A 23,239-nucleotide genomic window follows, 5' to 3' on the forward strand; every position below is an offset into this window, starting at 1 on the left:
CTTCCCCACGGGCTGAGGTACCGCTCCCGCAACGTTTAGAAGAGTTACTAAATAAACATTGTGGAGCGAGGTGTTTTTTCTCGGCTGCGCTGGGGATCCAACGACTGGCGCACAACTCCCCGTACAGTCACCACCGGGGTGTGAAGTGCTCGGGGGACGGGGGCGTGCTCCTTCGTCCCGCGGATTCGTGGGCGGGCGTGCTGGTGGATACGGGGAGCACGATCGTCGCCGTGGACGCGGGCCCCAACCCGTGGCACGCGGAGGACACCGACTACCTCCTTCTCACCCACGCCCACCTCGATCACGTGGCCTCCCTGGACAGGTACTCGAGGAACGGTGCGAAAGTACTGTGCCCGGGTGACGTGCGCGACGACTTGGGGCTCGTGGACAGCGCGGTGGGCGTGAAGAAGGTGAAGTCGATGCTCTACGACGTGATCGTCCACCCCATCCCCGTAGAACACACGTGCAGCGCGTACGCCTACGTCCTGGACTTGGAGGAGTGTAACGTCCTGGTCACGGGTGATTGGCACGTGGGACCGCGCACGATCGATGGTGAGATCAAACCCCTCTGGAAGGCCGTGCGTGAGGTCGTCGGGGGCGAGGGGGTCGACGTGATCGTCTCGGAGGCCACGCGGGCCCTCGTGGACGCTCCCGAGCTGGGCGGGAACGAGAGGGTTTTCGAGTACGCCCTGTCCCTACACGACCCGCGGGACGTCCTCGCCTTCCTCCAACCCACGGACCTCGAGATCATCGACACGGCCTTCCGAGTGGCCTCGGACCTGGGACTCGACGTCGTCGTGGACTCGGAAACCGATCGGAAGCTCAAGTTCTTGGAGAGGCGTGGGGACGTGGAGTGGGAGTACGACGTGGCCGACGAGCCCCTGGTGCGCTCCCTGTACCTGACCGTGAGCTGGGAGAAGGCGAGGGAGTTGGCCGAGGCGGGGCTCGTGGAGGCCGTCGTGGGTAACTGGGCGACGGTCCACCATCTGAGGCGTCGAGTCGGAGTGAAGTACGCGTACGTGATCCCCAGGTCCGGGCACGCGTCCCGACCCGAGATAACCCGACTGATCACCGAGCTGGAACCCTCGTGCCTCGTGTTCAGACACCGGTCCGGGGACGCCACCCGCCTCGAACGGTACTACTCCAGGTTCGTGGACGAGGTGAGGGTGTGGGTGGGGAGAGGGTGCAGGGACGAGTCCCTCGAGCTCCCGCCCTGACTCATCCGCCCAGCAACCTCCGCCTCTGCTTCACCTCCCTCATCTTCTTCAGGACGAGGGCGGCGTACTTCAGCTCCGGGTAACGCTCGTCGAGTTCTCCCTCGTCCTCGACCTCCTCGAGCCTGTACTCCCTGAGCCTGGCCAGGGCCCGGGCGATGGGTTCGAACAGCTCCTCGTGCTCGAAGGCCACCTCTAGGGCGGTCCTCATGTCGAGTTCGTCTCCCTCGCGCGTGAGCGCGGTGAGTACCGCGTGGAGCGCGTCCACCTGGTTGTTCACGCGGCCCGGTTTCCTGGACTCGAAGTCGTCCAGGATGGCGACGGTCCCCCTGTCCCTGGTCGACGATACCCTGACTAGCTTGCCCTTGGCGTCGGGTCGCCTCCGGTACTCGTACTTGTTCAGCGGGAAGTCCGTGGCGTGGGCGAGCATGAGCACGTCCTCGTAGTCGGGAGCCTCGCTGGGCTCCTTCGGGTACCCCCAGAAGAACCGGTACAGGAAGTAGAACCTACCCGCCTCGTCGAGGTCCTCGAAGCCGGGGGTCTCGCCGATCGTCTCCTCGAACTGGTCGGCGATGGCCTCGGGCACGGCCCGGTAAGCCTCCTCCATGACCTCCTCGGGCGAGACCTCGACCTCCTCGTCGCCCCTCGACCTGAGGACCTTATCGTACCGCGTGTACGGGCGTAGGGCGGCGCCGCGGGCCACGACCAGGCGCTCGGCGTCGGAGAACACGAGGTCGGCGGCCCTCCTGAACGCCTCCCGAACGTTCCGGCGGACCTCGTCCCTCACGCGACGCCACGTGGTCACCTCGCTCCCCGAGCGCGGGCGGCACGCGATGATCTGGGTCGTGCCCACGGCCGCCTTCCAACGCTGGTGGAGCGAGTGTTCAGACTCCGTTCTCACTGGCCATACTTCCGTGATCTCGAACCCCGCGTCCCGCAGGGCTCGGACCAGCGAGGTCCAGGCCTCCGTGGCCTTGTGCGTGAACATTAGGGTTAATCGTCCGTGCTCGGGGAGGACTTCCCTGCAGGCTTCGAGGAATTCTCGAAGTCCTCGCTCGTACTCCCGCTCGGGGTCGTCGTGCCGGGTTCTGTTGGCGACGATCTCCTCGTCCTTGGGCGTCAGCTCGTTCGAAAACGCGCGTTGGAACTCCATGGCACTCTCCGGCGAGGATCTCGATATGGTGACGAGGAACGTCGGGTGTCCGAACAGGCGTTTCAACCATACGTAGAAGAAGTCGGCGAGTTCCGCGTACTGAACGTTGTCGTAGTAAGGTGGGTCGACGACGATCGCGTCGACGCTTTCCACGCCTAGGTTCCTTAGGTGCTGAGGTAGGGCTCTAGCGTCTCCTAGGATCACCTCAACATCTCCATCAACGCCTGACAGTGCTTGAGAGATCTGTCTGAACGCTTTGAGTACATTCGGTGCGGCCCAGTACCAGCCACCGTCCTCCGCGAGCACGTTCATCTCGCCGTAGTCCCAAGCCCACGAGTACGCGTGCTGGTCGAAGATGCCTTTGACAACTCCGCGAGTGTACTCCCATCGCGAGCAGATCGTGTTGTAGTTGATCATCTTGTCGAAGGCTATCATCGCGTAGACGGTGAGCGGCTCGCGGTACTCGTCGTCTAAACCCCCGCTCAACTCCCGGATCACGCGGAGTAACTCCGCGTGCACGAGCAACTGTCTCTCGTTGAACAGCTTGTAGAAGCTGTCGATCCCGCGAAGCCTGGGCTCCCTAGTCTTCTCACCCTCCGGAATTTCCTCGGTCGGGATGAGGTCCTCGGCGACCAGCTCGTCCCACCGCTCGAACAACTCCTCCCGCGCCCGCTCGAAGAACTCCAGATCCCGATCGGTGGCGGCGCGGTACTCCTTCCCCCTACCCGAGCCCTCCACGATCGCGGCCAGGTAGGCGCGGACGAACCCGTGCTCGTCCTCGAAGTGCCTGCGGGAAAGCCGGTGCACTTGTTCCCGTTGGATCGTCGTTCCGCACCGCGGGCAGGTCACCGCCCCTCGACTAACGGTACCCCGGCCCGGGTCGAACCCATCTTCCCGAGCTTCGGAGTACCTAACTACGTCGAACCCGACTTCGTTACCCTCACCCTCTTCGGGCACGTCCGGTAAGATGACCAGCGACTCCTCCGGCTTACCCCGCTTCCTCAACAACCACCAGTTCGGGCGGGTAGGTACCTTCAACCCGCACCTCGGGCACTCGATCCACTTGATCCAAACGTAGGCGCGATCGTTATCACCGTAGAACTCGCCCACGCGCTGCTCGAGCTCTTTGCGGATCTCCGCGAAGAACCCGCGCATCTTCTCGAGGAGTTCGCCCCCGTACTCGACCGGGTACTCGAGCGTGGCCTTGAGCACGAGCCACGCGACCGGGTTCAGCTCGCCTGCGACCACCCGACAACCGAGCCTCAACGCCTCGAACGGGATCGACCCACCACCCGCCATCGGATCCACGACCAACGGTCTCTCGGAACCCGTGGCCTCTCGGTACATACGTCGAAGGGTCACGCCGTGACCCTCATCTCGAGCATCACCCGGAATGAACTGTCGCAGATCCGCGCCCTTGCTCGACGTGTCGGCGTGGGAACCCGTCACGGGAGTGTACTTCCAGGAGGCCTGATCCTCCCCAACGTGAAGGATCTCTAGGAGTTCATCCTCATCGGCATCAACTGGGACCAAGGTGGTGAGCACGGCAGCCCTGGACGCTGACAGCGGCCGCCTCGCCCACCACACGTGAATGTACTGCAGTGGTGGTCTACCCGTGATCGGCATCTCCCTAGCCACCTCGTCCGTAACGTCCCTGGCGGGGAACCGTTCGTCGATCTTCCTGTCCCGAGTGGGCACGCGCCCTCCCCTCCGACTCCCTTTTTACGTAGCGTCCAATCCACAACTTACCTCGGGGTTAAGTCTTGAGCGGCGGGGACCTCCCCTCGGTCTTCGACGTCTTCGAGCCGACGGAGCACGCGATCAACAGGAACAAGAACGTCCTGAGCGTGGAACTATCACACGTGGAACGGGAGGGTACCCCCGAGTCCGACCCCGAGAAGTTCCTGGCGCTGACCGTCCCGACCGAGGGGCTAGTGAACACCGTCGTGAGCGCGTTGAAACGCGTGGCCGGACTGGAAGGAGGCGAGCCCGTCCAGTACATGACGGAACGCTACGGCGGCGGCAAAACCCACGTCCTCGTCACCCTCTACCACCTGGCGACGAGCGAGAGGGCTAGGGAACTCCTCCTGGAGAGGGCCCGAGGTTACGTGGACGAGCGGCGACTGGAGGAGTTGGAGGAAGTCCTGTCGGCCCTCGAGGGGAAGGACGTGCGGGTCGTCGTGTTGGACGGCGATTCCGTGAGCGAGCCCAGGTGGTGGGTGGAACTGGCCGAACGGGTCGACCCGGAGCTCGCGGAGGAGTGGCGTTCTCGGGACATGACCCCCTCGAAGGGCGACGTCGAGGAGCTCCTGGATCGCGCGCTGGACGGGGTGGACGGCGTTCTCCTGTTGTTGGACGAGGTGACTGGAATGTTGATCCGGTCGGGCGAGGAGATGGACCGTGGTCTCGAGTTCTTGAAGATCCTGGCGAGGGTGGTGGGTAAGGCGGACGCTCCCGTGGCGATGGTGGTCTCGGCGCCGAAGGGTAGTGGCGAGGTACAGCGGCAGTTGGAACGGTTGAAGGAGGAGGGCGAGGTCGAGTCCGAGGCGGTGTTGCGCGAGGAGGTGCACGACGTCGGGGAGGAGGCGGTCGAGCAGCTGGACCGCGTGGGAGAGGAGAGGATCCCCGTGAGCGACGTGGAAGAGGCCGCGGAGATCGCCAAGGTATGGCTCCTACGCCCGAGGGAGGACGTCGACGTGGAGGAGGCGCGGGAAGCGGTCGTCGAGGCGTACGAGGAGTTGACCTCCGAGCTCGCGGGCACGGAAGGCATCCCGCGAGACGAAGCGGCGAACGCGGTGAGGCGGTTGCGCGAGACGTACCCGTTCCACCCCAGGCTCTTGGAAGTCCTGAGGAGCGTCACGAGGGAGGAGCCCTACCAGCTGACGCGTAGCTACCTGGAGATCCTCATGCAGGTCGTCGGGTACGCGTTCGATAGGTGGAAGGAGGGCGAGTGGGAGGCTCCGGTGTTCGACCTCGGGGACGTGTTCCTGGACGAGACGGAGGTCGAGGAGGCCGTGGTGAAGCCCGAGGGTTGGGAGGAGCCGGCGGGCGACCTCAGGGAGAAGCTGGACGACCTGGTGGAGAAGGAGGGCGAGTTGGCGCGCCGCCTCGCGTACGCCCTGTTCGTGCGCAGTCTCGTCCCGGACTCCAGGAAGAGAGGTGCGACGCCGAAGGACCTCCTGTTGGACGTGGCCAGGCCCGGGGAGGGCGTGGAACTGTCCGACGTGGAGAGGGCGCTCGAACCCATGGAGGACACGCTCTTCTACCTGCACAGGGAGGGGGAGCGGTACTACTTCGACAGGACCATGAACGTCTCTTCCGTGATCCAGTCCTACATGCCGAGGGAGGAGCGGGTCGGTTGGAACCGGGCCAGGGAGGAACTGGAGAGGGAGCTGAGGAGTATCGGGGGCCTGGGACGGGACGCGCTGGTCCTGTGGGAGGACGAGGAGGAACTGTTGAACAAGCTTCGAGAACCCAAGCCACGCGTCGTCGTACTACCACCGTGGGAGGGTGAGGAGCGGGCCGAGGAGCTCTGGGAGAAGGCCGAGATGGAGAACGCCCCAGTCTTCCTGGTCTTCCAGGACAAAGGGCGCGAGAGGCGGCTCCTGAACGCCGCCCTGAGGTTATCGGCCGTCGAGAGGGCGCTGAGGTCCGACGACAAGCTCGCCCGGGAGCACGGGAAGGAGCTCAGGAGGAAGGAGGAGGAGTACCGGAACAGGGTGCGGAAGCTCCTCCGCGAGGGTTACACGATCCTGCGGTACCCTTCCGAGGGCGGGTTGGCGAGGGAGATGTTCAGTGTCGAGGAGGGGAGGAGTCTGGGGAGTGCTCTCGGGGAGAAGTTGGAGGAGATCGGGTTCCTCGAGCCGGGTGAAGAACCCGGGGATGTTCGTGTCGGAGGGGTTGGTGGAGAAGCGCGTGGAGATGATGCCTAAGGAGGTCCTGAAGAACGCGTACTCCAAGCCCGGGTGCCCGTGGTGTCGGGAAGAGGACGTGATCGCGATGATCGTCAAGGGGTGCGAGGAGGGCTTCTTCGTGGTGGACACGGGTAAGGCACGGTTCTTCCTGAGGCGACCGAAGGGCGTGGACTCCAAGGCGAGGTTCGGGCATCCGACGGTACTGCACCCTCCGGTGGGATGGACGGCGGACTTCATGGGGGCTGACGAGACCGTCAAGGACTTCCTGGACGACGTGATGAAAAGGTTGGAGGAACCGAGGAACACGAACTGGAGCGAGGAGGAGAGGTGGCTCTCGGACGACGAACTGCTCGAGTTGGTGAGAGAGGACCTCCCTCAGGGGTTGGATAGGGCCGGGTTGGTGCTCCGGCATCAGGACGAGGGAGGGATCGTCGGGCCCGGGGATCTGGAGGAGGACAAGGATCTCCTGGAGGCCGTCCTGGAGGAGCCGAACGCTTGGGTCTTCGAGGAGTTGAAGGTGACGAGGCTGGTGTCGGACGAGGTGCGTCGGGAGGGTAGTATCGCGAGGAGGGAACTGGTCCGGCGGTTGTCGCAGAGGTTCGGGCTGGAGGAGAGTCGGGTGAACGGTGCCATCAGCCGGTTGGTGCAAGACGGTGAGTTGGAGGAGGACGGTGGGATCGTGAGCGTGCCGTCCGAGGCGGAGGTGACTGTGGACGACGTCGTGGGCGTTGTGGAGAAGAAGGGTGAGGCCACGCTGGACGTGCTCGCGAGCAGGCTCGGGGTTAACCCGGCGTTCGTGGAGCCCGCGGTCGTGGAGGGTGTGAAACGCGGTCGCCTGGTCGTGTACCGCGGTGATCGACCGTTACGGGACCTGGAGTCGGTGAGTGAGGGTGTGCGGGTCGGACTGCCGGAGGAGCGGGTCGAGGTCGGGTACGCGGGAGATCCGGTGGATTTCGCGAGGGAGGTCGCGGACGCGGTGTTGATCGTGGGAGGGCGTGCTCGGGTGCAGCTCGAACTGGAGAGTGTGAAGGGCCTGGACTACGTCGATACCGAGTACCTGGCCAGGTTTGAGGAGGTCCGGGTGAGGATCGAGGTGGAGGGTGGCGTGCTGGAAGGTGAGAAGAAGGGGGTCAGTCCGCGGAACGACGGGTGGTGGATCGCGGTCAGGCTGGCCGCGGGCCAAGCGAGCGGCGCGGAACTCCACCTCACCGGCCGATTCGACCGGGACTCACTGACCGACTTCGAAGAATCCGTCAGAGAGCTCGCGGATGCCCTGGACCCTGAAGAAGCGCATGCCGTAGTGGAGAAGGTCGATTGAGACGGTGAGCGAGGACTACGGGTCGGAACTACCATCCTCTTCGTCACCATCTCTACTTATCCTGAAGCTTACGGATTCCCTGACCGATTAATCCAAGTGCTAGACCTTCTAGTTAACCACTCTCAAGCCTTTATTCATAAGTATAAGTATATGAACTATCTCTGTCATTTTGATTCAAGTCAGAACAAGCGGTAATAGAGTTATCTTCCCCACATTCACTTCAGTTTTCTCACCTAAGTTCAACATCTTCATGTAGGTGATCAATATCTCCTTAACTGTTACAACTTCGCCATTTAGGGTTAACATAAAGCTTCTTTCGTACCTACTTAGCCAACATTATTTCTTAGAAATAGGCAGAATATGGAAGGTTCAAAATATAACAGTTTCATACCATTAATCTTTATATATGACACATATGATACTCTTAGATGGGGTGAATATCCATGTTCATTCTCGAATTTGGGGTTGAATATAGCTTAGGATCACCGACTATTCGATATGTATGCAGAGTCTACTACTCACCAACATTCAGCATCCAACCTACATTCCAATTCGCGACAGAGTACTTTAGTAATACTTCGTTACTGCACCTTTTACTGACTATAGAAACTATCTCAAAACTTAGCAGTATCGAAAGTAAACTATACCACATCGAAAGTAAACTAAGCTTCCGGAATACTTTACTACAGAATGTAATCTCGAACTGGCTTTCACCGATACTGCCACCAATTCCCGAAGTGATCAAGATACTACTAGGTAGTTGGTGATCACACGGTGTCAAACTTCCATCCACTACCGTCTTTTATGAGTCCAGGGACGTAGTCCCACCCGGACTAGTTTTTCACTCACTTCCCTCTTTCTCCTCACCTCACGGTCCGATATCTCAGGTGCTAGCGGTAGGGAGTGGAGAAATTGAACATCAGCTTCCGGCCCATGTTGGGCAGTTCCGGCTGTAAGATTTCCGTCCGATTAGTACGTAGAACACGTTCGAATACGTTCCACTTAGGATAGACACAACGCCCTCAATGGATGGGTGGAGTTTGGCATCAAGGTAACTACGCCGCCCGTCCCACCCCCGGAGTCCGACGGGAGGGCCGAGACCCTCGAGGAGGGTAACTGGTCGTACGAGACGCGCACGTACTACGTCCGCCTCCGGGACGACCGACTGGGAACCGAGGTGGGGAAGGGCTCCGCCGAGTACGCCGTGCACGCGCTCACCCACGCCCTCAGGGTCACCGAGGGTTACCCGCCCGCCCACGTCCGGCACGCCGTCGACGAGGAATCGATCTTCCTCTACGAGCTACCGGCGGCTGTCCTCCCCCACCTGGACTGGGAGTCCGCGGTCCGGGAGGCCGAGCGCACGCGCCTGGAGCCCGAGCGGCTCCGGCTCCCGACCTGTCCGTGGCCGAGGGGCTCACCGAGGGTCTCCCGACCCCTCGTCCGCCGCTACCTTCGGCGGTTGCTAGACCTCCTAAAGCGACTCTCCCTGCACGTGCATGGCGCGGTTACCGAACCCTCAAAGCACTAACAGCCAACACAACAGACCTAAGCTATTGCTAAACCACCAAACTATCCCACTAAGTTGCGCCCGTGTGATAATTCATCAGATTTGACAACCTAAAGGAAATTCTCGAAATTTCTAGCAACCCTACCGAAAGTTGCTAATATATCTCCCTCCTTTAGTAGGAAGAGGGCTGAGAATGCTCGAGGAACGCGAGCTTGAGGAGCTTGCTAAAGCTCTGAAACGGGGAGAACTGGACAAAACCGGCGCCGTGCTCGGCTTGCTCTATCTAGCGTACGTTGAGACAGGCGGACATGGAGGCATGACAGCTGACGATGTAGTACGAGTTTTACAGGAATCAGGATACGACATAACTAAAGAGAGATTCTACTCGCTCGCCTCCCAGTTGATGAAGAAAGGCTACATAGAATCTCACAAAATCAATGGACGTAGGGTTATCTACACGATCAACAGCGACAGTGAGTACGAGGTGGAACAGAAACTACGCGAGAGACTCGAGAAATCCGCCCCGACGGCTGAGCGTGTAAGCGCAGAGGAGATGCGGAGAATACTGGATAGGCACTCGACTTGAGGGAAAGCGCGGCCCCGTGTGGGACGGTGGTTTAATTTTCTCGGCCCTCATGGTACCAATTAGGAGAAGTTGTTGGGGATTGTCTTGTTTTGGCTAAGGTCAGTAAGGTGTTCGTGGTCGGGTTCACGGCCAGGAAGGGAGGTACCGGGAAGACGACCTGCTCGTTCAACGTAGGGTTCGAGTTCGCCAGGAGGAGGAAGTGGAAGGGTGTGAAGAGCCATCCGGTGTTCTTCGTGGACGTCGATCCGCAGGCGATCGGTAAGGAGTCGGAGCGGGCGGCCACTACGCTTACCGACCTCTTCAGGATCGGGCCTTTCGACCTAACACCCCTCAAACTAGAGGGCGACAGGATGGTCGAGGCCAGACGCGTCACGAAGGAGACCGTCGAGAGGACCGGTGGTTTCGAGTTGTTCCACGTGAAATACTCGCCGGATCCCGAGGAGTTCGACAATGCAGATCCTATGTGCTCGGTTCACGATAAGGTGTTCCTAGCTCACCTCAGCACGCACATCTCGGAGTCGCCGGGTATGATGGATTTCGGGAAGTTCCTGAACGCCATCACGGGGGCCGGGTTCGACGGTATCGTCGTCCTCGACACCCCTCCGCTGAACGTCAGGACGACCTTCGTCCTCAACGCGCTGGAACACTGTGATTTAGTGGTTCCAGTCCTGAACCCGGAGTCCTACGATCAGATCCCCGACTTCATCAGGCGACACCCTGTGCGGTTCATCGTGCTCAACCAGATGCTGAAGGGTAGGACGAAGGAGGCGGAGAAGATCCGCAGGGAGATCGAGGGTTACCTCAAGAGGACGACGTTGGACGAGGACGACGTCATCTGGATCCCTAGCAACGACCAGCTCCGCTCGTGCACGAACACCGGGGTTCCGGCTAGGTGTAGGAACCCCAAGCCCCAGGCCGTCACGCCCAAGTTCCATCACATAGCCTGGAGGATTGAAGTGGAGCGGGAGCGGCGGAGCAAGATCAGCGAGATCAGGCTCTGAGCGGGGGAGCGCCGGTGTTCGAGCTGGCCGTCAAGGCCTTCGGTCTCCCGGATTCGACCGTGACCCACGCCAAGCGCGGCCTCCAGATCATGGACGACCGGGCTTCGAGGGGCCGGAAGCCGGTCACGAGGGGCGACTACGGTAAGGTGACGAGGGGGGTCGCCAGGCTCGTCAGGCACGCCCACACGACGCTGGTGGTACCGGGTCTCGACGTCGTCACGAAGTGGGCTAAGCGCTACGGGAAAAGGCCCTGGAAGATCGTCCGTAACGTCCTCGAGGACGGTGGCGGGCTCCTCGACGAGACCCCCCTGAGGTTCGAGGACCTGCCGCCGGGCGCCGCCCCGATCGCGGCCGTGGTCAGGACGGGGAACGCCCGGAAGGTCGTCGAGGAGGCGTTCCTGACGGAATACCCGCTGTTCGCGGCGATGATGTGCGCGGTGCTCGAGGACGCGGCTCGGACAATGCTCGAGCGGTTCTCGGAGGAGGAGGTCGAGACTTACGGGGAGTTCTGTCGGAAGCACCCGGGGAGGCACGGTTCCAGCTTCCTGATCGGGGTAGCCCTCTGGGGCTGGCTCGAGGAGAGGACGGGGGAGACTATCGACGTCGACGAGACCCTCAGGAGCATCGAGAAACTCGCCAGGGACCCGGTGGAGGAGGCCGTGAACGGGATCCTAGACGTCGGCTGATACCCGCCGAGGCAGTGACTAGAGGATCTCTCGGAGAGTTTAACGGACTGGGGGCGGTGCCGGTGGATGCTGAGCACTGGGAAGTCCCGATTGTGCCGAAACCCGAGTTCCGGGAGGCACTGCAACGGTACATGATCTCCCGACTCGAGGAGGTCGGCGTTGGCCCCAAAACCGTCGAACAAATTGTAAACCTTAATATCGAGAAGGTGGAGCCATGGAATGACATCAAATCAAAGATAACTTATGAAATCCAATATAATTTGAAGCATTGCTGTTGCATGGTAGAGGACTTAAAAAAAGATTTGAAACGTATCTACGGAGAGTTGAGGCTTGAGGACCTCTGCTCGTTCGGTGACGCTGCCCTGTGGTTACTCGGCGTCCGTAGAGCGGTGGTCGAGTTCATCCACGACCTCCTTCTCGAGCGACCGGACCTCACTAAGGCTGTTGACCTCTGGTTGGTCGGAAGGATGCTCGATGCGGGCGAACTCAAGGCGGCTACGGAGCTCCTGGAACTGAACGGGTACGAGGTTCCTCCGTCCCCAACTCGAGTACCAGAGCTAAAAACTACCGAAAGAGTCCATAGGCTGGGTCACGTAATGACTGAAACGATACTCACGGCCCACGCGCTCTCGAACAGGGTCGATAGCAGCTCCTTCGACGAAGCCGTTGGAAAGGTCAGGAACTGGTTCAAGGAGGCCCAGTCATCGCTGAGGAATGAAGTTCAGAAGGAGGATAGCTCGGAGCTAGTGGTGAAATTTATCGAAGGGTTGCGCGACACGCTGGAGGATCTTATCAGAAAGACGTTAGAGCACGGTAAACCCGAGCTTGAGGAGGTCAACTCTACTTTCGAGCTGTTGGGTATCGACGATCTAGGTTCGTTTTTCAGCCGGGCGTGTGGTGAGTTCAAACGGGCGGTGGATTACCTCGTCGAGGTGGTCGAGTTCGACCCCGGACGAATGGCGAAGAACTTACTCCGAGCGAGTCCGGAGATAGAACTCGGGGATCGGACGCTGGAACCGGAAGTGTACGATCCGAGGTGGAGCATCTTCGAGCGAGACCTGAGCGAGCTCGACAGGATTACGAAGGAGATGATCGAAGAGCTGGTCACCGAGACCGATCGGTCTTCCTCCGAGCGCGAAGCCCCCCCGACCCACTGTCCGAGGTCGTGGACTCCGTCGTCAAGGAGGCGCTTGACAAACGCCGAGGGAACTCTTGAACCCAGTCCTACCCCCTATCGCTCGATGACTCCTAGGATCTCTCCCAGCGATCCTGTCGGAAAAAGGTCCCCGCTAGAACCGCGCCCGAACTCCCCGACGGCCGCGCATGCCTTAGTGGGTACCCTTGATACTGTTCTCGTTCCGACGACTTTACGCCCGGGATCGCGACCGAGCGCCACGTCTCACGGGGCGGTGGGCGTTGAGGGTACTCCCGGCCGACGAGCTGGAGGAGTGGCTGTCGGAACGACTGGAAAGCTTCGTGGGCGAGGTCGGCGAGTACTCGATCGTGCTCGCGTGCGCGTTCTCCAGGCGCGTGGGGAGCGGGTTGCCCGCGAGCGACCTCGTGACGGCCATCCGGGAGCTAGACCCCGGCCCGTGCCGGGTCATGCTGCTGTGGGGCGCCGGTACCACCGAGGTGGCGGACCCGCTGGAGGCCGTGCGGGCCGCGGAGGACCTGCGCGGTTGCGGCGATGAGGCCTGGATCGGCGTGCACCCGACGCGACCCTTCCACGGTAAGTTCCTCCGCGTGCTCCCGGAGGGTGAGGGCCCGGAGCTCTCGATCGCCTTCAGCTGGAACCTCTCGCGGACGGCGGCGGACGCGGGTTCACTCGAGAGCGTGCTCGAGCGAAGGGAGGAGCGCGGTGAAACGTTCGAAGAGTTCGTGGGCAGGCTACGCGAGGACGGCTGGCTCGTGGGCCGGTTACGCCGTGAGGGTGGGAAGTCCCGCGTCGTCCTCGAGGACGTGCGGAAGTTCAGGTTCCCCTGCTCGGGCCCCCGGGAGGTGCGGGTGCGTGGACGGGTGGGCGTGCTCTCGGGAACGGTGAGCGTCACGGAGCTGGTCCTGGACGACGGGTCGCGGGAGGTGACGTTGGTCCTGGATAGGGGGCTCCGCGAGTCCTTCGAGGACGTCGAGTCGGTGGTGACGGAGGTCGTAGAGGGGGAGTTCCGGCGGGTCGTGCAGGACGGGGAACTGGAGAGCGACGTGGTGCGGTACGGGATCGTCCGCGCGGTGCGGGACGTCGTGGAGGAACTCGTCGAGCGGGGTGAGGCGGAGTACGAGGTCGCCGTGCGGGCGGAGGAGACGGTGAACGGCGACGAGGCGGGTGTGCTCGCGGACGAGTGGAGGTTCCCGAACGCGAAGGCGGCCCTACGCTCGCTCGTCCGGGAGATCCTCCGGACACGGTTGCGCGAGGTGTTGGAGGAGTTAGTTGAAAGTTAATTTAGGACAGATGTTATCTCATCAGGAGGTTCCGTGTCGCCAGGGGGCGTTCCAGTGCCCGAGCGCGTCCCATTGAGCCCGACCGAAGAGTTCTATGACAGGGTGAAATCGTACGTGGAACGCCGAATGTCGGACCTCGGCTTAGAACCTCCGGAGGATAATGAGAGTCTTCTCTACGATGAGAAGTATGGTCATTTCTGGACGTTCAACGGATTTGGTCGAGAATTGTGGAGTGATTTAAGTGCAGTATGGATATTAATCGTATTACCTTCGAATGGTCTTCTTTCAGAAAACATATTCGAACTTGAGGAACAACCGTCGACGGGTAAGGTATTAAGGGACGAAGTAGAAAGAGTTGGAAGGGGATTGCTAGAGCGGGAGTCTAAGCGTCATTTTAGTGATTACTTTTTGGGAGAACTAGAAGTCTTCAAGGAAGCCTCACAGCATGTCAAACGCTTCGTACTAGATGAGCCGAACTTTGAGGTTGCGGTTAACCTCTGGATCGCCGGAGCTGCTCTTGCGTCTCAAGATGGTACCCCAAGAATCGCCATCCAGGCTATCAGTTCGATAGACACCGAAGTTTCTGAGTTTCCAGTTGGGGTTCCTTCGTACCCTCTTGGTTATATCCTCCAAGGTTGTGGCATAACGGCTTCCGTACTCTGCCTGACTGCTCACGCGATGGTTAACCGTGGAGTAGAAGAAGATCAGTTACTTGAATATCTAAGTGATACGCCCTATGGTGAGAAAGTTCGGATTATATGCGCATCATGGGTTGAGGGAACGTACAAAGAGGTGATTAAAGAATGCCTAGAAGGTTTGAAAGATGGACTTAATAGATTACTGAGGAAAGGACGAGGTTTAAACATGAGGGATCTAGGGATAGACGACCCTGAGGAGTTCGCTCATGAAGTTTTGAGAAAACTTGCTGATGTAATAGCTAACATCTCCGCCGTCTTCGAAACTGTTCACAGAGAACCTGAGAGGATCGTTCATACCCTTCTCTCGGTCGATGAAGAGATACGACTCGGAGATAAGATCATCCCACCTGAGGAATATGATCCAAATGGAACAAATATGTATCGGTTGGAGAAGACCTTCGAGAGTATCGATGCTGAGAAATTTGTAGAAGATGCTATGAAAACAGTCGGTAAGCTCGTAGGCGGGTCAAAGGGTGAAGATGTAGCCGAAACCGCGACCAAACTGGCGACAGAAGCGGTAAAACAGGGGTTGAACATAATATCCGAGTCGGGTGGGGATCGTAAGGGGAGGAGCACACTAGGGGAGCTCATCGAATCCGTCGTTAAGGAGGTCATGGGTGACGACCGGAAGAGAAAGTAAGTGGTCATTCTTTGCCTTCTCAATGATTAAGTGTCCTCGTACCGTTCTCTACCGATCGCCGATACTCCGAAATCCCTACTCTACCGTCAGGAAAGCCCTCCGAACGGACGTTCCATCGACTAAAAGGAGTATCTCAACTGTGTGAAGCACTGTAAGGTTGGTTAAGTTAATTTAGAGCGGACGTTGTCTCACCAGGAGGTTCCGTACCGTCAGGGGGCGTTCCAGTGCCTGAGTGCGTCCCGCTGAGCCCGACCGATAGGTTCTACGACAAGGTGAAATCCTACGTGAGACACCGGATGTCGGACCTCGGCTTAAGGATTGGAGATGCCGCTCTTTACGATACAAAGTACGGTCCCCTTTCACCACTTCCCATTTTCATGGATGGATGGTGGCGTGGATCATGGATTCGAGAGCGTAGATTATGGGATGGAAAGCTGGACAAGCCATGGCTATTAACCGTGTCAGTCCTAGCCGAACTTTTCGATTCTAATCCTGAAGAAATTGCTGGCATTCCCTCAATTGAAATTGAACCAGGAGCATCAAAATTGGGATATATGCTAAGGAAAATGATAAAGACTGGAGAGGAGTCGTTAAAAGAGAAACGGGAGTATGGACACCTAAGCGACTATATTCTGTGGGCACTGGAAGTAATTGAGGTGATCACTCGAAGAATCAGGGATCTCGTACTGGACAAGCCAAGCCTTGAGACCGCCCTGAACTTTTGGGTCATTGGAGCTGTTCTTAGCTCTCGAAACGTTTCAAAAGTTACTGTCATTAGCGATTCAGTGGATCTTGAAATACCGAAGTCTTCTGTCGAGATTCCGTTACCTTATGGCATTAACATTCAAGGTAGTAGCTCAATAACTTCCACGCTCTATGTAATTGCTCACGCGATGGTACATCGTGGGATAGATGAAGACCAGCTGTTAGAACACTTTAATATACAAACAGTGTGCGCGTTATGGATCGAGGAGAATATGCATAAAAAGATGATTAAGAAAGGACTAGAGGAATTAAAACACGGTTTTGAAAAGTTACTAAAGAAGTCGAAGTGGGAGCTGGAACTCGAAGACTTAGGGATCGATGACCCCGAAGCGTTCTTCCACGAAGTCTCGAAAAAACTCGCCGAGATTGTGACCAACGTTTCAACCGCTTTTGAAACTATTCAAGATAAGCCCGAAGAGATCGCCCGGAACCTGCTCTCGGTCGACGAGGAGATCCGACTCGGGGACGAGGTCATCCCGCCCGAAGAGTACGATCCCAAGTGGAGACAATCACAACGCGTGAAACAACACGTAAAAGGCACTCTGGAAAGCATCGACACCGAGAAACTCGCGGAAGATGCGTTGAAGACGGTAGGAAGGCTCGTAGGCGGGTCGAAGGGCGAGGAGATGGCCGAGACCGCGGCCAAGCTGGCGACGGAGGTAGTAAAACGAGGGTTGGACATGGTGTCCGAGTCAAGTGGGAATCGTAAGGAGAGGAGTGTGCTAGGGGAACTCATCGAGGCGGTCGTCAAGGAGGTCATGGACGGCGCTCGGAAGAGGAAGTAGGTGAAGTCGCCCTTACATTCCTCGATAATCCCTATATCACCGCAACTCCCGACCGTTGGGTCCGGCGGATTATCTGGCGCTCAGCGTCCAGCAACAACAGCACTGCCCTCGGCGTCGTAGGGTGAGGAGGCTCCGCACGTTTCCGCAGACCCGACTGGAATCGTTAATATTTCTGTAACGATTCTGAGTTGAGCTGCTGGAGAACCCCTCCGAACCCGTGATATTCCACACTAAGATAGCGAGCTCATACTACTAATGGTTTTCGGGAACCACCGACCGCCGAAACCCCGGGGATCCCGACTTTACCCCGGAGAAAGCCGATCGGACGGGCGCTTCGTAGGGTAGGAAACCCTAAAGTTTCCGTAATAACTCAACCGGTATCGTCACGACGCCACCGGACCGCGCGCCGTCCGATCGGTACGGGGATCGCCGGCAGAACGTGTCGCGACCCACGCCCCGACGACCCCTCGGACTCCCCGGTCTCCCCGCGTGTCCCCTCGACCTCGGAACCACTCGACCCGCCCGCGGGGAACTCCTCCAGCGTCCACTCCCCGAAACCGGGGTACTCCCGACGCACCGGCTTCAGCAGGTGACGGACACCGTCCCGGTCCTCGACGATCAGCCCCTCCGACGTCGGGTCACCGAGCGGTACTCCCGGGACTCCCGCACGGAACGCCCGTCGGAGAGGACCACGACGAACCCGTCGTCGAACCGGAAGACGGCCACGAACCAACCGTCCGACAGGTCCCGGCGGTACACCGGCTCCCCCGATCGCTCGGACGGGAGGACGTACGCGCGGCCGGTCCCCGGGTCGAGGACGACCGACCCCGCGACGAGCAGCTCCTTACCGCCGACCTCCCAGCGGCGCACCGGGACCTCCTCGACGACGGGACGGACGAACGGTCCGCCCTCCGGCCGGACCGCCGCGCAGCGGACATCACCCCCCGGGGTCCGGTAGAACACGAGCCCCTCGAGGAACGCCAGCGGCTCGCCCGGTCCCAGGTCCACGGTCTCCACCGGGACGACCACCGTCGGGGCGACGCGGACCCCGCCCGGGACCGCCACGCGGACGTGACCGTCCGGGTCCCGGAACGCGACCGCCATCACCCTCTCGCAGCCCACGAGGCCGAGGGAGCCGGGGATCGCGCGGGAGCCGCTCAGCCGGGCCGCCGGGGCGACCGAGGCGTGGAGGCCCTCCCACCACCCGGTGAAGACCAGGACGTCGCCGTCTTCCTCGACCGTCCCGATCAGCTCGCGGGGCTCGAGGCCGGCGGAGTGGGACCAGCCGACGACGGCCCCGGTGCCCGCGTCGACCACGGGGGCGAGGGGCAGCGGGAACACCCAGACGGTCCGGGACCCCAGCTCCACCGGGACGCCGCACACGACCCGCTCCTCCGGCGCGCGCCCCTTCAGGAGGTCCAGCAGGTCCGCGTCGGTGAGGCGCTCGGGCGTGTACCAGCGCAGGACCTCGGCCCACCGGTCGCCCTCGCGGTGGAGTAGGACGCACTCCGACCCGCGCACCCGGACGGACCACTCCGTGCCCATGACGGCCAGGTGGACGTCGCCGCCCGACCGGTACGCGACCAGCACGGTCCCCTCCCGGACGAGCACGAACGGGTCCTCGCCCCGCAGGTGGAGCTCCAGCGGTACACTCGCCTCCTCGCCGAGGAGGACGGCCCGAAGCCGCCCGTCCCGCACGTACGCGACGACCGCGCCGGAGTCGGAGCGGGAGACCGTCGGGACCGTCGGGTGGGCGCCCCGGTCCTCGAGGACCCGTCTATTCAGGTAGTCCACGGCGATCACGCGGCCGTCGCGCTCGAGGGCCAGGTAGGCGATCCCCCTCAGGTCCGGGGGAGCCGCGTCGAACACCACCTCGCGCGCCCGGAGCGAGCCGTCCAGGCGGACCCGGACCCACCCGCCGTCCGACGGGTACGTGACGGTGGGACCGCGTTCGAACGGGTAGTCCCAGGAGATCACCGGCGGCCCCACCGCGTCCGTCCCGACCTCCACCACCTCCACCGGGTACAGGTCAAGGGCCCGGGCACCCGGGAGCGCGAGGAGGACCGCGAGCGCCAGCAGGGCGGGGAGCATCCGGCGTCCCCCGGTCTTCCCTACGGGATTAGTGAGGGGAACCCACGTTCCGGGAACCCGAGATATCCCTTACCGTTTCGGAGAGCCCGTCGCCGTACCCGCCACGCCCGGAGCACGGTCCGGTTAAAGTTAAGTCCGGGCGATCGGACGCCGCCCGGCCGATGAGGAGGAGGTCCCATTGGGTGAGTCGCCGATGACCGGCACGGCTGAGGCCGAGGCCGGCACCACCGCGGACCGGCCCCAGCGGTTATGACTGCCGACGTGCTGAGGTAGCACTACCCCATATCGACTTTTTACTCGGTTAATTAACTCGATAGAAAGGATGCTCCCTCCCGGGAGAAGACTGTCGTTCCGGAGGGTTTGAGTACGAGGTATTACCGAGTTTACTCGTACTTATCAATACTCCGTAGGCCTCAGGTGAAGCTCATAACGGCGGTGTTCCGCCGGGCGGTCCGGACATCGAGCACCGCGGTAGCTTTCCCCGTGTGCGGGCTTCGGAGCACCGAACCCAGGTCACCGTGTGGCGGGGTGAAATCTGTAGTCCTGAAGTAGCGTTCCATCCTCGCTCCCATACACTTGTGAGGTACTTAGAGGAACCGTGAGCCGGGGTTGGTCGAGTCGCATTCTCACATCCCGATACCCTCGGATCTCGTGGAACGAATCCGAGTCCTCCGGGCACTCCGGGAGGTCTACCGCCGGGGGAAGAAGCCGAGCCTCGAGATCACGTACCGGACGGTGAACGGTAGCATCTGCGGCCCTACTACGTGGCCCACTGGCGGAATTCCCGGCACGAGCGTGGGCGCACGCTCTACCTAGGTAAGTCCGAGAACGAGAGCGTTTCCTTCATCGAGTATCTGGTTTCCTTAAATCGAGCAGAGGTTCTGGAGCTCGCGCGACACCTCATGCGCAACCTCCGCTCGGTGCTCAAGAGCTTACTCCCCCAGGTCTCGAGCCTCCCATACAAGAAGGCCCGACGGGTACTAGCCCGCGGGCTCGCGCTAGCATTCGACGCGAGACCCGCCGAGTCACCGCGAATCCGGGATCTACTCGAAGAACTACCCGACAGGTTGGAATCCTTCTTCATGAGAACCCTAGGAGGCTGGCCCGCGTACTACTTCTCGCACCTGAGGAAGGTGATACGTTCTAGGAGGGGGTCACTGGATGAGAAGCACGAGATCCCGGACGTGAAACTGGAACGGTGGAAGTTCAGACGGTGAAAGGTACCCCGGGAACTCGCTGCCGTGAGAATCCTCACGCGGTACCGCGCCGTCGGAGGGTCCGACGCCGGATCGGCGGTATCACGGTCAGGCATGGGAAGCCCTGATACCGGCTCTCAAGGCCCACGGTGAGCTCCCGTTCGGCCACGAAGAAAGGTCCCAGGAACCTGTAAGTGACGGTGACCGTGTCGGCGCCCTCCGCCGGGATCACTTCGTAGACACCGGAGGGATCGCCCCTACGCACGTCCTCGACCCCGGGTCCGGGAAGGACGACCTCCCGGGCGCTCGAGTAGGGGAACTCCGAAGTCACGAAAACGCGACCTCCCTCGTATCGAGCTTTCGCACCCACCGGGAGCTCGACTAAGTACAGGGTTCGATGGTTCGCCAGGACGAAAGGCCCGACCCAGTCCACACCGTTCCAGTCCTCGACCTTCTCGGCCAGCGGGAACACGGTCGGGGCCTCACCTTCGTCGGGGATCTCCCTGTACCCCAGGGCCAGCGCGCACCGTCGCCCGTCCGAGGAGTAGGCCGCGATCCACTCCATCACCATGTACTTGTGATCGGTCGACCGGCAGCGCAGGACGTCCCAATGTCGTCGGAACCGCAACGCGATCTCGATCGAGCCGTCGGGTCTCAGTCGACCGAGTGCGGTCCGGCTCAGATCGGTCGAGTCGAGGACGACGTACCCTCCGGCCGTCGGGACGGCGACGTACGGTGGCGGGTACTCGGAGAACCTGACCGTCCAGTCCTCGGGCGGCCTGACTCGGACGACTCGACCGTCGGACTCCCGCACGGCCACGGCCCAGCCTGGCGCGGAGACGAGGTAGTACCGACCCTCCGAGGAGGCGATGCAGCGTCCGAGGTTCACCCGCCACCCGGGTTCGCTCACCGAACTCCGCGAGCACCTCCCGGGCGCCCGTCTCCAGATCTAGCCTCACGAGCCGGTACTCCCGCGTCCCGCCCTCCTCAAAGGGCTCGCCCGGCTCCACGTACACCAGGTAGGGCTTCCCGTCGATCACCTCGGGTAGCACCGGCTTCACGTCGTCGGCGTCGTTCGGCGTGGTGATCGTCAGGGTACGGCACCCCACGAAGCGCGGGTCCCGGGACGCCCCGGAGATCTCCGACACCAGGACGCCCGGCGTCTCGTCACCGCCCGGTAGTACCAGACGGGGATGGTAGGTGATCACGAGGAGTCTGTCTCGGTCGGGGTCGTAGAACGCCCCGATCGGGTACATCCGCGGGTCCGACCGCGATTCCGAGGGTCCTCCGCTCACGGGCAGGACGCGGGGGCTCGTGACCAGGTCGTAACGCACCACTCGGTAGCTCATGCTCCAGGTCGGTTCGTCCGAGTCGAGGGTCCGGTAGTCGGACCGCACGACGACGATCATCCCGTCGTCAACCGCCCCCGTGTCCACCCAACACCGGAACCAGGGCCGTGGTCGCGTCCTCCCACTCCGGGAACCTGTAGACCTCCTTCAGGATCACCGGTAATTTGAGGGGCATTCCGGTCGCCGGGATGGGGAGTACCAGCGCCGTCAGGAGGACGGCTGGTAGAGCCGGCGCTTCCACCTCACCTACCACGCGGGATATTCCCCTGAACGGCTTGGTTCGGGGGTCCCGGATGGTATCGTGGGGAACCTATAGGGCGTGTTGGGTGTGGACCCGGCGCCTCGGTGGGATTACCGGCGGTATCAGGACCGGGGATCCTCGCTTACCGCCCTCACCGCCGCTCTGCCGGTTCCGATTGCCTTGATTCCGGTTCTGGTTACCCCGCTGTTCCGGACCTCGTTGACCATGTTGACCACCCTGCTCGCCCTGTTCGTGCTCCTCCGGCTGACCGCCCTGCCGCTGGTTCTGCTCTCCGCCCTGCTGGCCCTGCTGATTGCCTTGCTGCTGACCACCCTGGCCCTGATTGCTCTGGTTTTGACCACTCTGACCCGAACTGCCTTGATTGCCACCTTGATTCGGACCACCCTGCCTTTGACCTTGTTCTCGATTTCCTTTTCCTTCTAGATTCCCTTGCTGTTCACCCTGCTCACCTCGTCCGCTGACGCCACCCCGTGTAGTTCCACCGGGATGTGTCTCTCGAATCCTCCCGTCCTTACCGATGACCACCGACGTGCCGTCCGGGAACGTGAACTCCACGGTCTCGTCGGTCTCCCTACTCTTCAGCCCCTCGACGACGCCACCCTCGGTCGCCAGCACCGCGCGCACGCGGCCCGATGTGTCCCGGTAGGTGATCAGCGTACCCCGGTAGTCCAGGTACCCCTTGAAGTCCGGAAGTGTGCGAACCCACTCGACCCGGCCCGAGGTGTCCAGCCGGACCACCTCGCCGCCGGTCAGCAGGACGACTGCCCCGCCGTCGGTCCGTTCCCGGTGAACCTCGCAGTCCAATCCGAGGATCCGTCCCGACTCATCGTACCGGACGGCCATGAACTCCCCTTCCCGCTTGAACACCGCCAAACCGGTGGCTTCCAGGGCGGGTCTCAGGTATTCGCGCTCCGCCAGTATCGCGACGTGTAGGGTCCCGAACCGATCCCTGTAGACGATAACCCCCTTGTCGGCGTGGATCGGGACCCCACCGAGGTCGTAAGTCCGGATCACCCACCCCTCGTTCTTCAGGACCGTCACCGCGGTGCCGTCGTCGAACACGAACGCCGTATTCTCGTCGAGGGTGGTTACGGTATACTTCGGGGACTTCACGTCGCCCGAAACCGAGTCCACCGAGATCACCCGAACGAGTCCCGAAGTGTCCCGGTACGATAGGAGCACCTTCCTCGGATCCGCCGGGGACCAGGAGTAGTCCAGGTACTTCTCGAAGTCCGGGATCTTCGAGGCCCAGATCACCCTGCCGTCGCGGTCGAAGCCCAGGAGGACGCCGTCCCTCAGCACCGAGATCACACCACCTTCCGCGCCCACACGGACAACCTCTCCTCGAGGTGGCGCGATCCTGTTCCCGACCACCGTCACGACGACACCGTCGGCGGTCCTGTAGACGACCAGATCCCCCGACTCCCCCAACTTGGACGCGTACGTGACGCCCGAGGGTCGCACGACGGCCACGTTCGTCGAACCTCCTCGCGTCCGGTACAGTAGTATGACCCCGTTGCCCGTGGCCCGGTGGCCGAGTAGCCGGCCGAACTCGCTCAGCCGGTAGGCGTCGGCCTTCAAGTTTTCATCCAAGTGGACGATGATGACAGTGCCATTATTGAGGACGATCACACGGTG

At 61.3% G+C, this 23,239-nt stretch carries 16 protein-coding genes and 1 pseudogene; 12 read left to right on the plus strand and 5 right to left on the minus strand.

The genetic code is table 11. From position 1 onward, the window contains the following. Positions 1-164: 164 nt before the first annotated feature. On the plus strand, positions 165-1,217 hold the full coding sequence (locus MK_RS06700; RefSeq protein WP_148679755.1) for an MBL fold metallo-hydrolase: 1,053 nt from the start codon (positions 165-167) through the stop codon (positions 1,215-1,217). 1 nt (position 1,218) lies between these two features. On the opposite strand, the gene MK_RS06705 is transcribed toward MK_RS06700, so the two are convergent. Continuing rightward, positions 1,219-4,065, minus strand: a complete 2,847-nt coding sequence (locus MK_RS06705; protein WP_011019627.1) for a DUF1156 domain-containing protein — start codon at positions 4,063-4,065, stop codon at positions 1,219-1,221. A 65-nt stretch (positions 4,066-4,130) separates the two neighbouring features. Between MK_RS06705 and MK_RS06710 the strand changes: the two genes are divergently transcribed. The 10 genes from MK_RS06710 (at position 4,131) to MK_RS06755 (ending at position 16,703) form a co-directional block, all read left to right on the plus strand. Further along, positions 4,131-6,299 carry an ATP-binding protein gene (locus tag MK_RS06710; RefSeq protein WP_011019628.1) on the plus strand — a complete coding sequence of 723 codons (2,169 nt, stop codon included), beginning with the start codon at positions 4,131-4,133 and terminating at the stop codon, positions 6,297-6,299. After that, entirely contained in the window at positions 6,250-7,599 is a 1,350-nt protein-coding gene (locus MK_RS06715; RefSeq protein WP_158295969.1) for a hypothetical protein, read from the plus strand. The genes MK_RS06710 and MK_RS06715 overlap by 50 nt, the downstream gene beginning before the upstream one ends. 1,033 nt (positions 7,600-8,632) lie before the next feature. Beyond that, the gene (locus MK_RS06720; protein WP_148679757.1) at positions 8,633-9,127 is read left to right on the plus strand and encodes a hypothetical protein; all 495 of its coding nucleotides are present in this window, start codon (positions 8,633-8,635) and stop codon (positions 9,125-9,127) included. A 172-nt stretch (positions 9,128-9,299) separates the two neighbouring features. After that, complete coding sequence (locus MK_RS06725; protein WP_011019629.1) at positions 9,300-9,692, plus strand: BlaI/MecI/CopY family transcriptional regulator; 393 nt, start codon at positions 9,300-9,302, stop codon at positions 9,690-9,692. An 89-nt stretch (positions 9,693-9,781) separates the two neighbouring features. After that, complete coding sequence (locus MK_RS06730; protein ID WP_011019630.1) at positions 9,782-10,693, plus strand: ParA family protein; 912 nt, start codon at positions 9,782-9,784, stop codon at positions 10,691-10,693. Positions 10,694-10,707: 14 nt separating this feature from the next. Continuing rightward, positions 10,708-11,379 (plus strand): hypothetical protein, encoded by a 672-nt coding sequence (locus MK_RS06735; RefSeq protein WP_011019631.1) that lies wholly within the window; start codon positions 10,708-10,710, stop codon positions 11,377-11,379. A gap of 62 nt (positions 11,380-11,441) precedes the next feature. Next, positions 11,442-13,070, plus strand: coding sequence for a hypothetical protein (locus MK_RS06740; RefSeq protein WP_011019632.1), 1,629 nt, complete (start codon positions 11,442-11,444; stop codon positions 13,068-13,070). Continuing rightward, positions 13,012-13,815, plus strand: coding sequence for a hypothetical protein (locus MK_RS06745; protein ID WP_148679758.1), 804 nt, complete (start codon positions 13,012-13,014; stop codon positions 13,813-13,815). The genes MK_RS06740 and MK_RS06745 overlap by 59 nt, the downstream gene beginning before the upstream one ends. Positions 13,816-13,869: 54 nt before the next feature. Next, complete coding sequence (locus MK_RS06750) at positions 13,870-15,153, plus strand: hypothetical protein (RefSeq protein WP_148679759.1); 1,284 nt, start codon at positions 13,870-13,872, stop codon at positions 15,151-15,153. A gap of 224 nt (positions 15,154-15,377) precedes the next feature. Then, a complete protein-coding gene (locus tag MK_RS06755) occupies positions 15,378-16,703 on the plus strand; it encodes a hypothetical protein (RefSeq protein WP_011019635.1) in 1,326 nt (441 codons plus the stop codon). Between the two features lie 618 nt (positions 16,704-17,321). Here MK_RS06755 and MK_RS06760 read toward each other — a convergent pair. Further along, a complete protein-coding gene (locus MK_RS06760; RefSeq protein WP_011019636.1) occupies positions 17,322-18,794 on the minus strand; it encodes a hypothetical protein in 1,473 nt (490 codons plus the stop codon). Between the two features lie 609 nt (positions 18,795-19,403). Between MK_RS06760 and MK_RS06765 the strand changes: the two are divergent. Beyond that, positions 19,404-20,011, plus strand: a pseudogene (locus MK_RS06765) (DUF1678 family protein). 34 nt (positions 20,012-20,045) lie between these two features. On the opposite strand, the gene MK_RS06770 reads toward MK_RS06765, so the two are convergent. The 3 genes from MK_RS06770 to MK_RS06780 all read right to left on the minus strand — a co-directional run bounded on the left by MK_RS06770 (position 20,046) and on the right by MK_RS06780 (position 23,233). Beyond that, on the minus strand, positions 20,046-20,900 hold the full coding sequence (locus tag MK_RS06770; protein WP_148679760.1) for a hypothetical protein: 855 nt from the start codon (positions 20,898-20,900) through the stop codon (positions 20,046-20,048). A gap of 506 nt (positions 20,901-21,406) precedes the next feature. Further along, positions 21,407-21,592, minus strand: a complete 186-nt coding sequence (locus tag MK_RS06775; RefSeq protein WP_148679761.1) for a hypothetical protein — start codon at positions 21,590-21,592, stop codon at positions 21,407-21,409. 57 nt (positions 21,593-21,649) lie between these two features. Next, a complete protein-coding gene (locus MK_RS06780) occupies positions 21,650-23,233 on the minus strand; it encodes a hypothetical protein (RefSeq protein ID WP_011019639.1) in 1,584 nt (527 codons plus the stop codon). Between the last annotated feature and the right edge of the window lie 6 nt (positions 23,234-23,239).

This window comes from Methanopyrus kandleri AV19 (genome assembly GCF_000007185.1).
GTDB classification, from domain to species: Archaea; JAADCQ01; Methanopyri; order Methanopyrales; family Methanopyraceae; genus Methanopyrus; species Methanopyrus kandleri.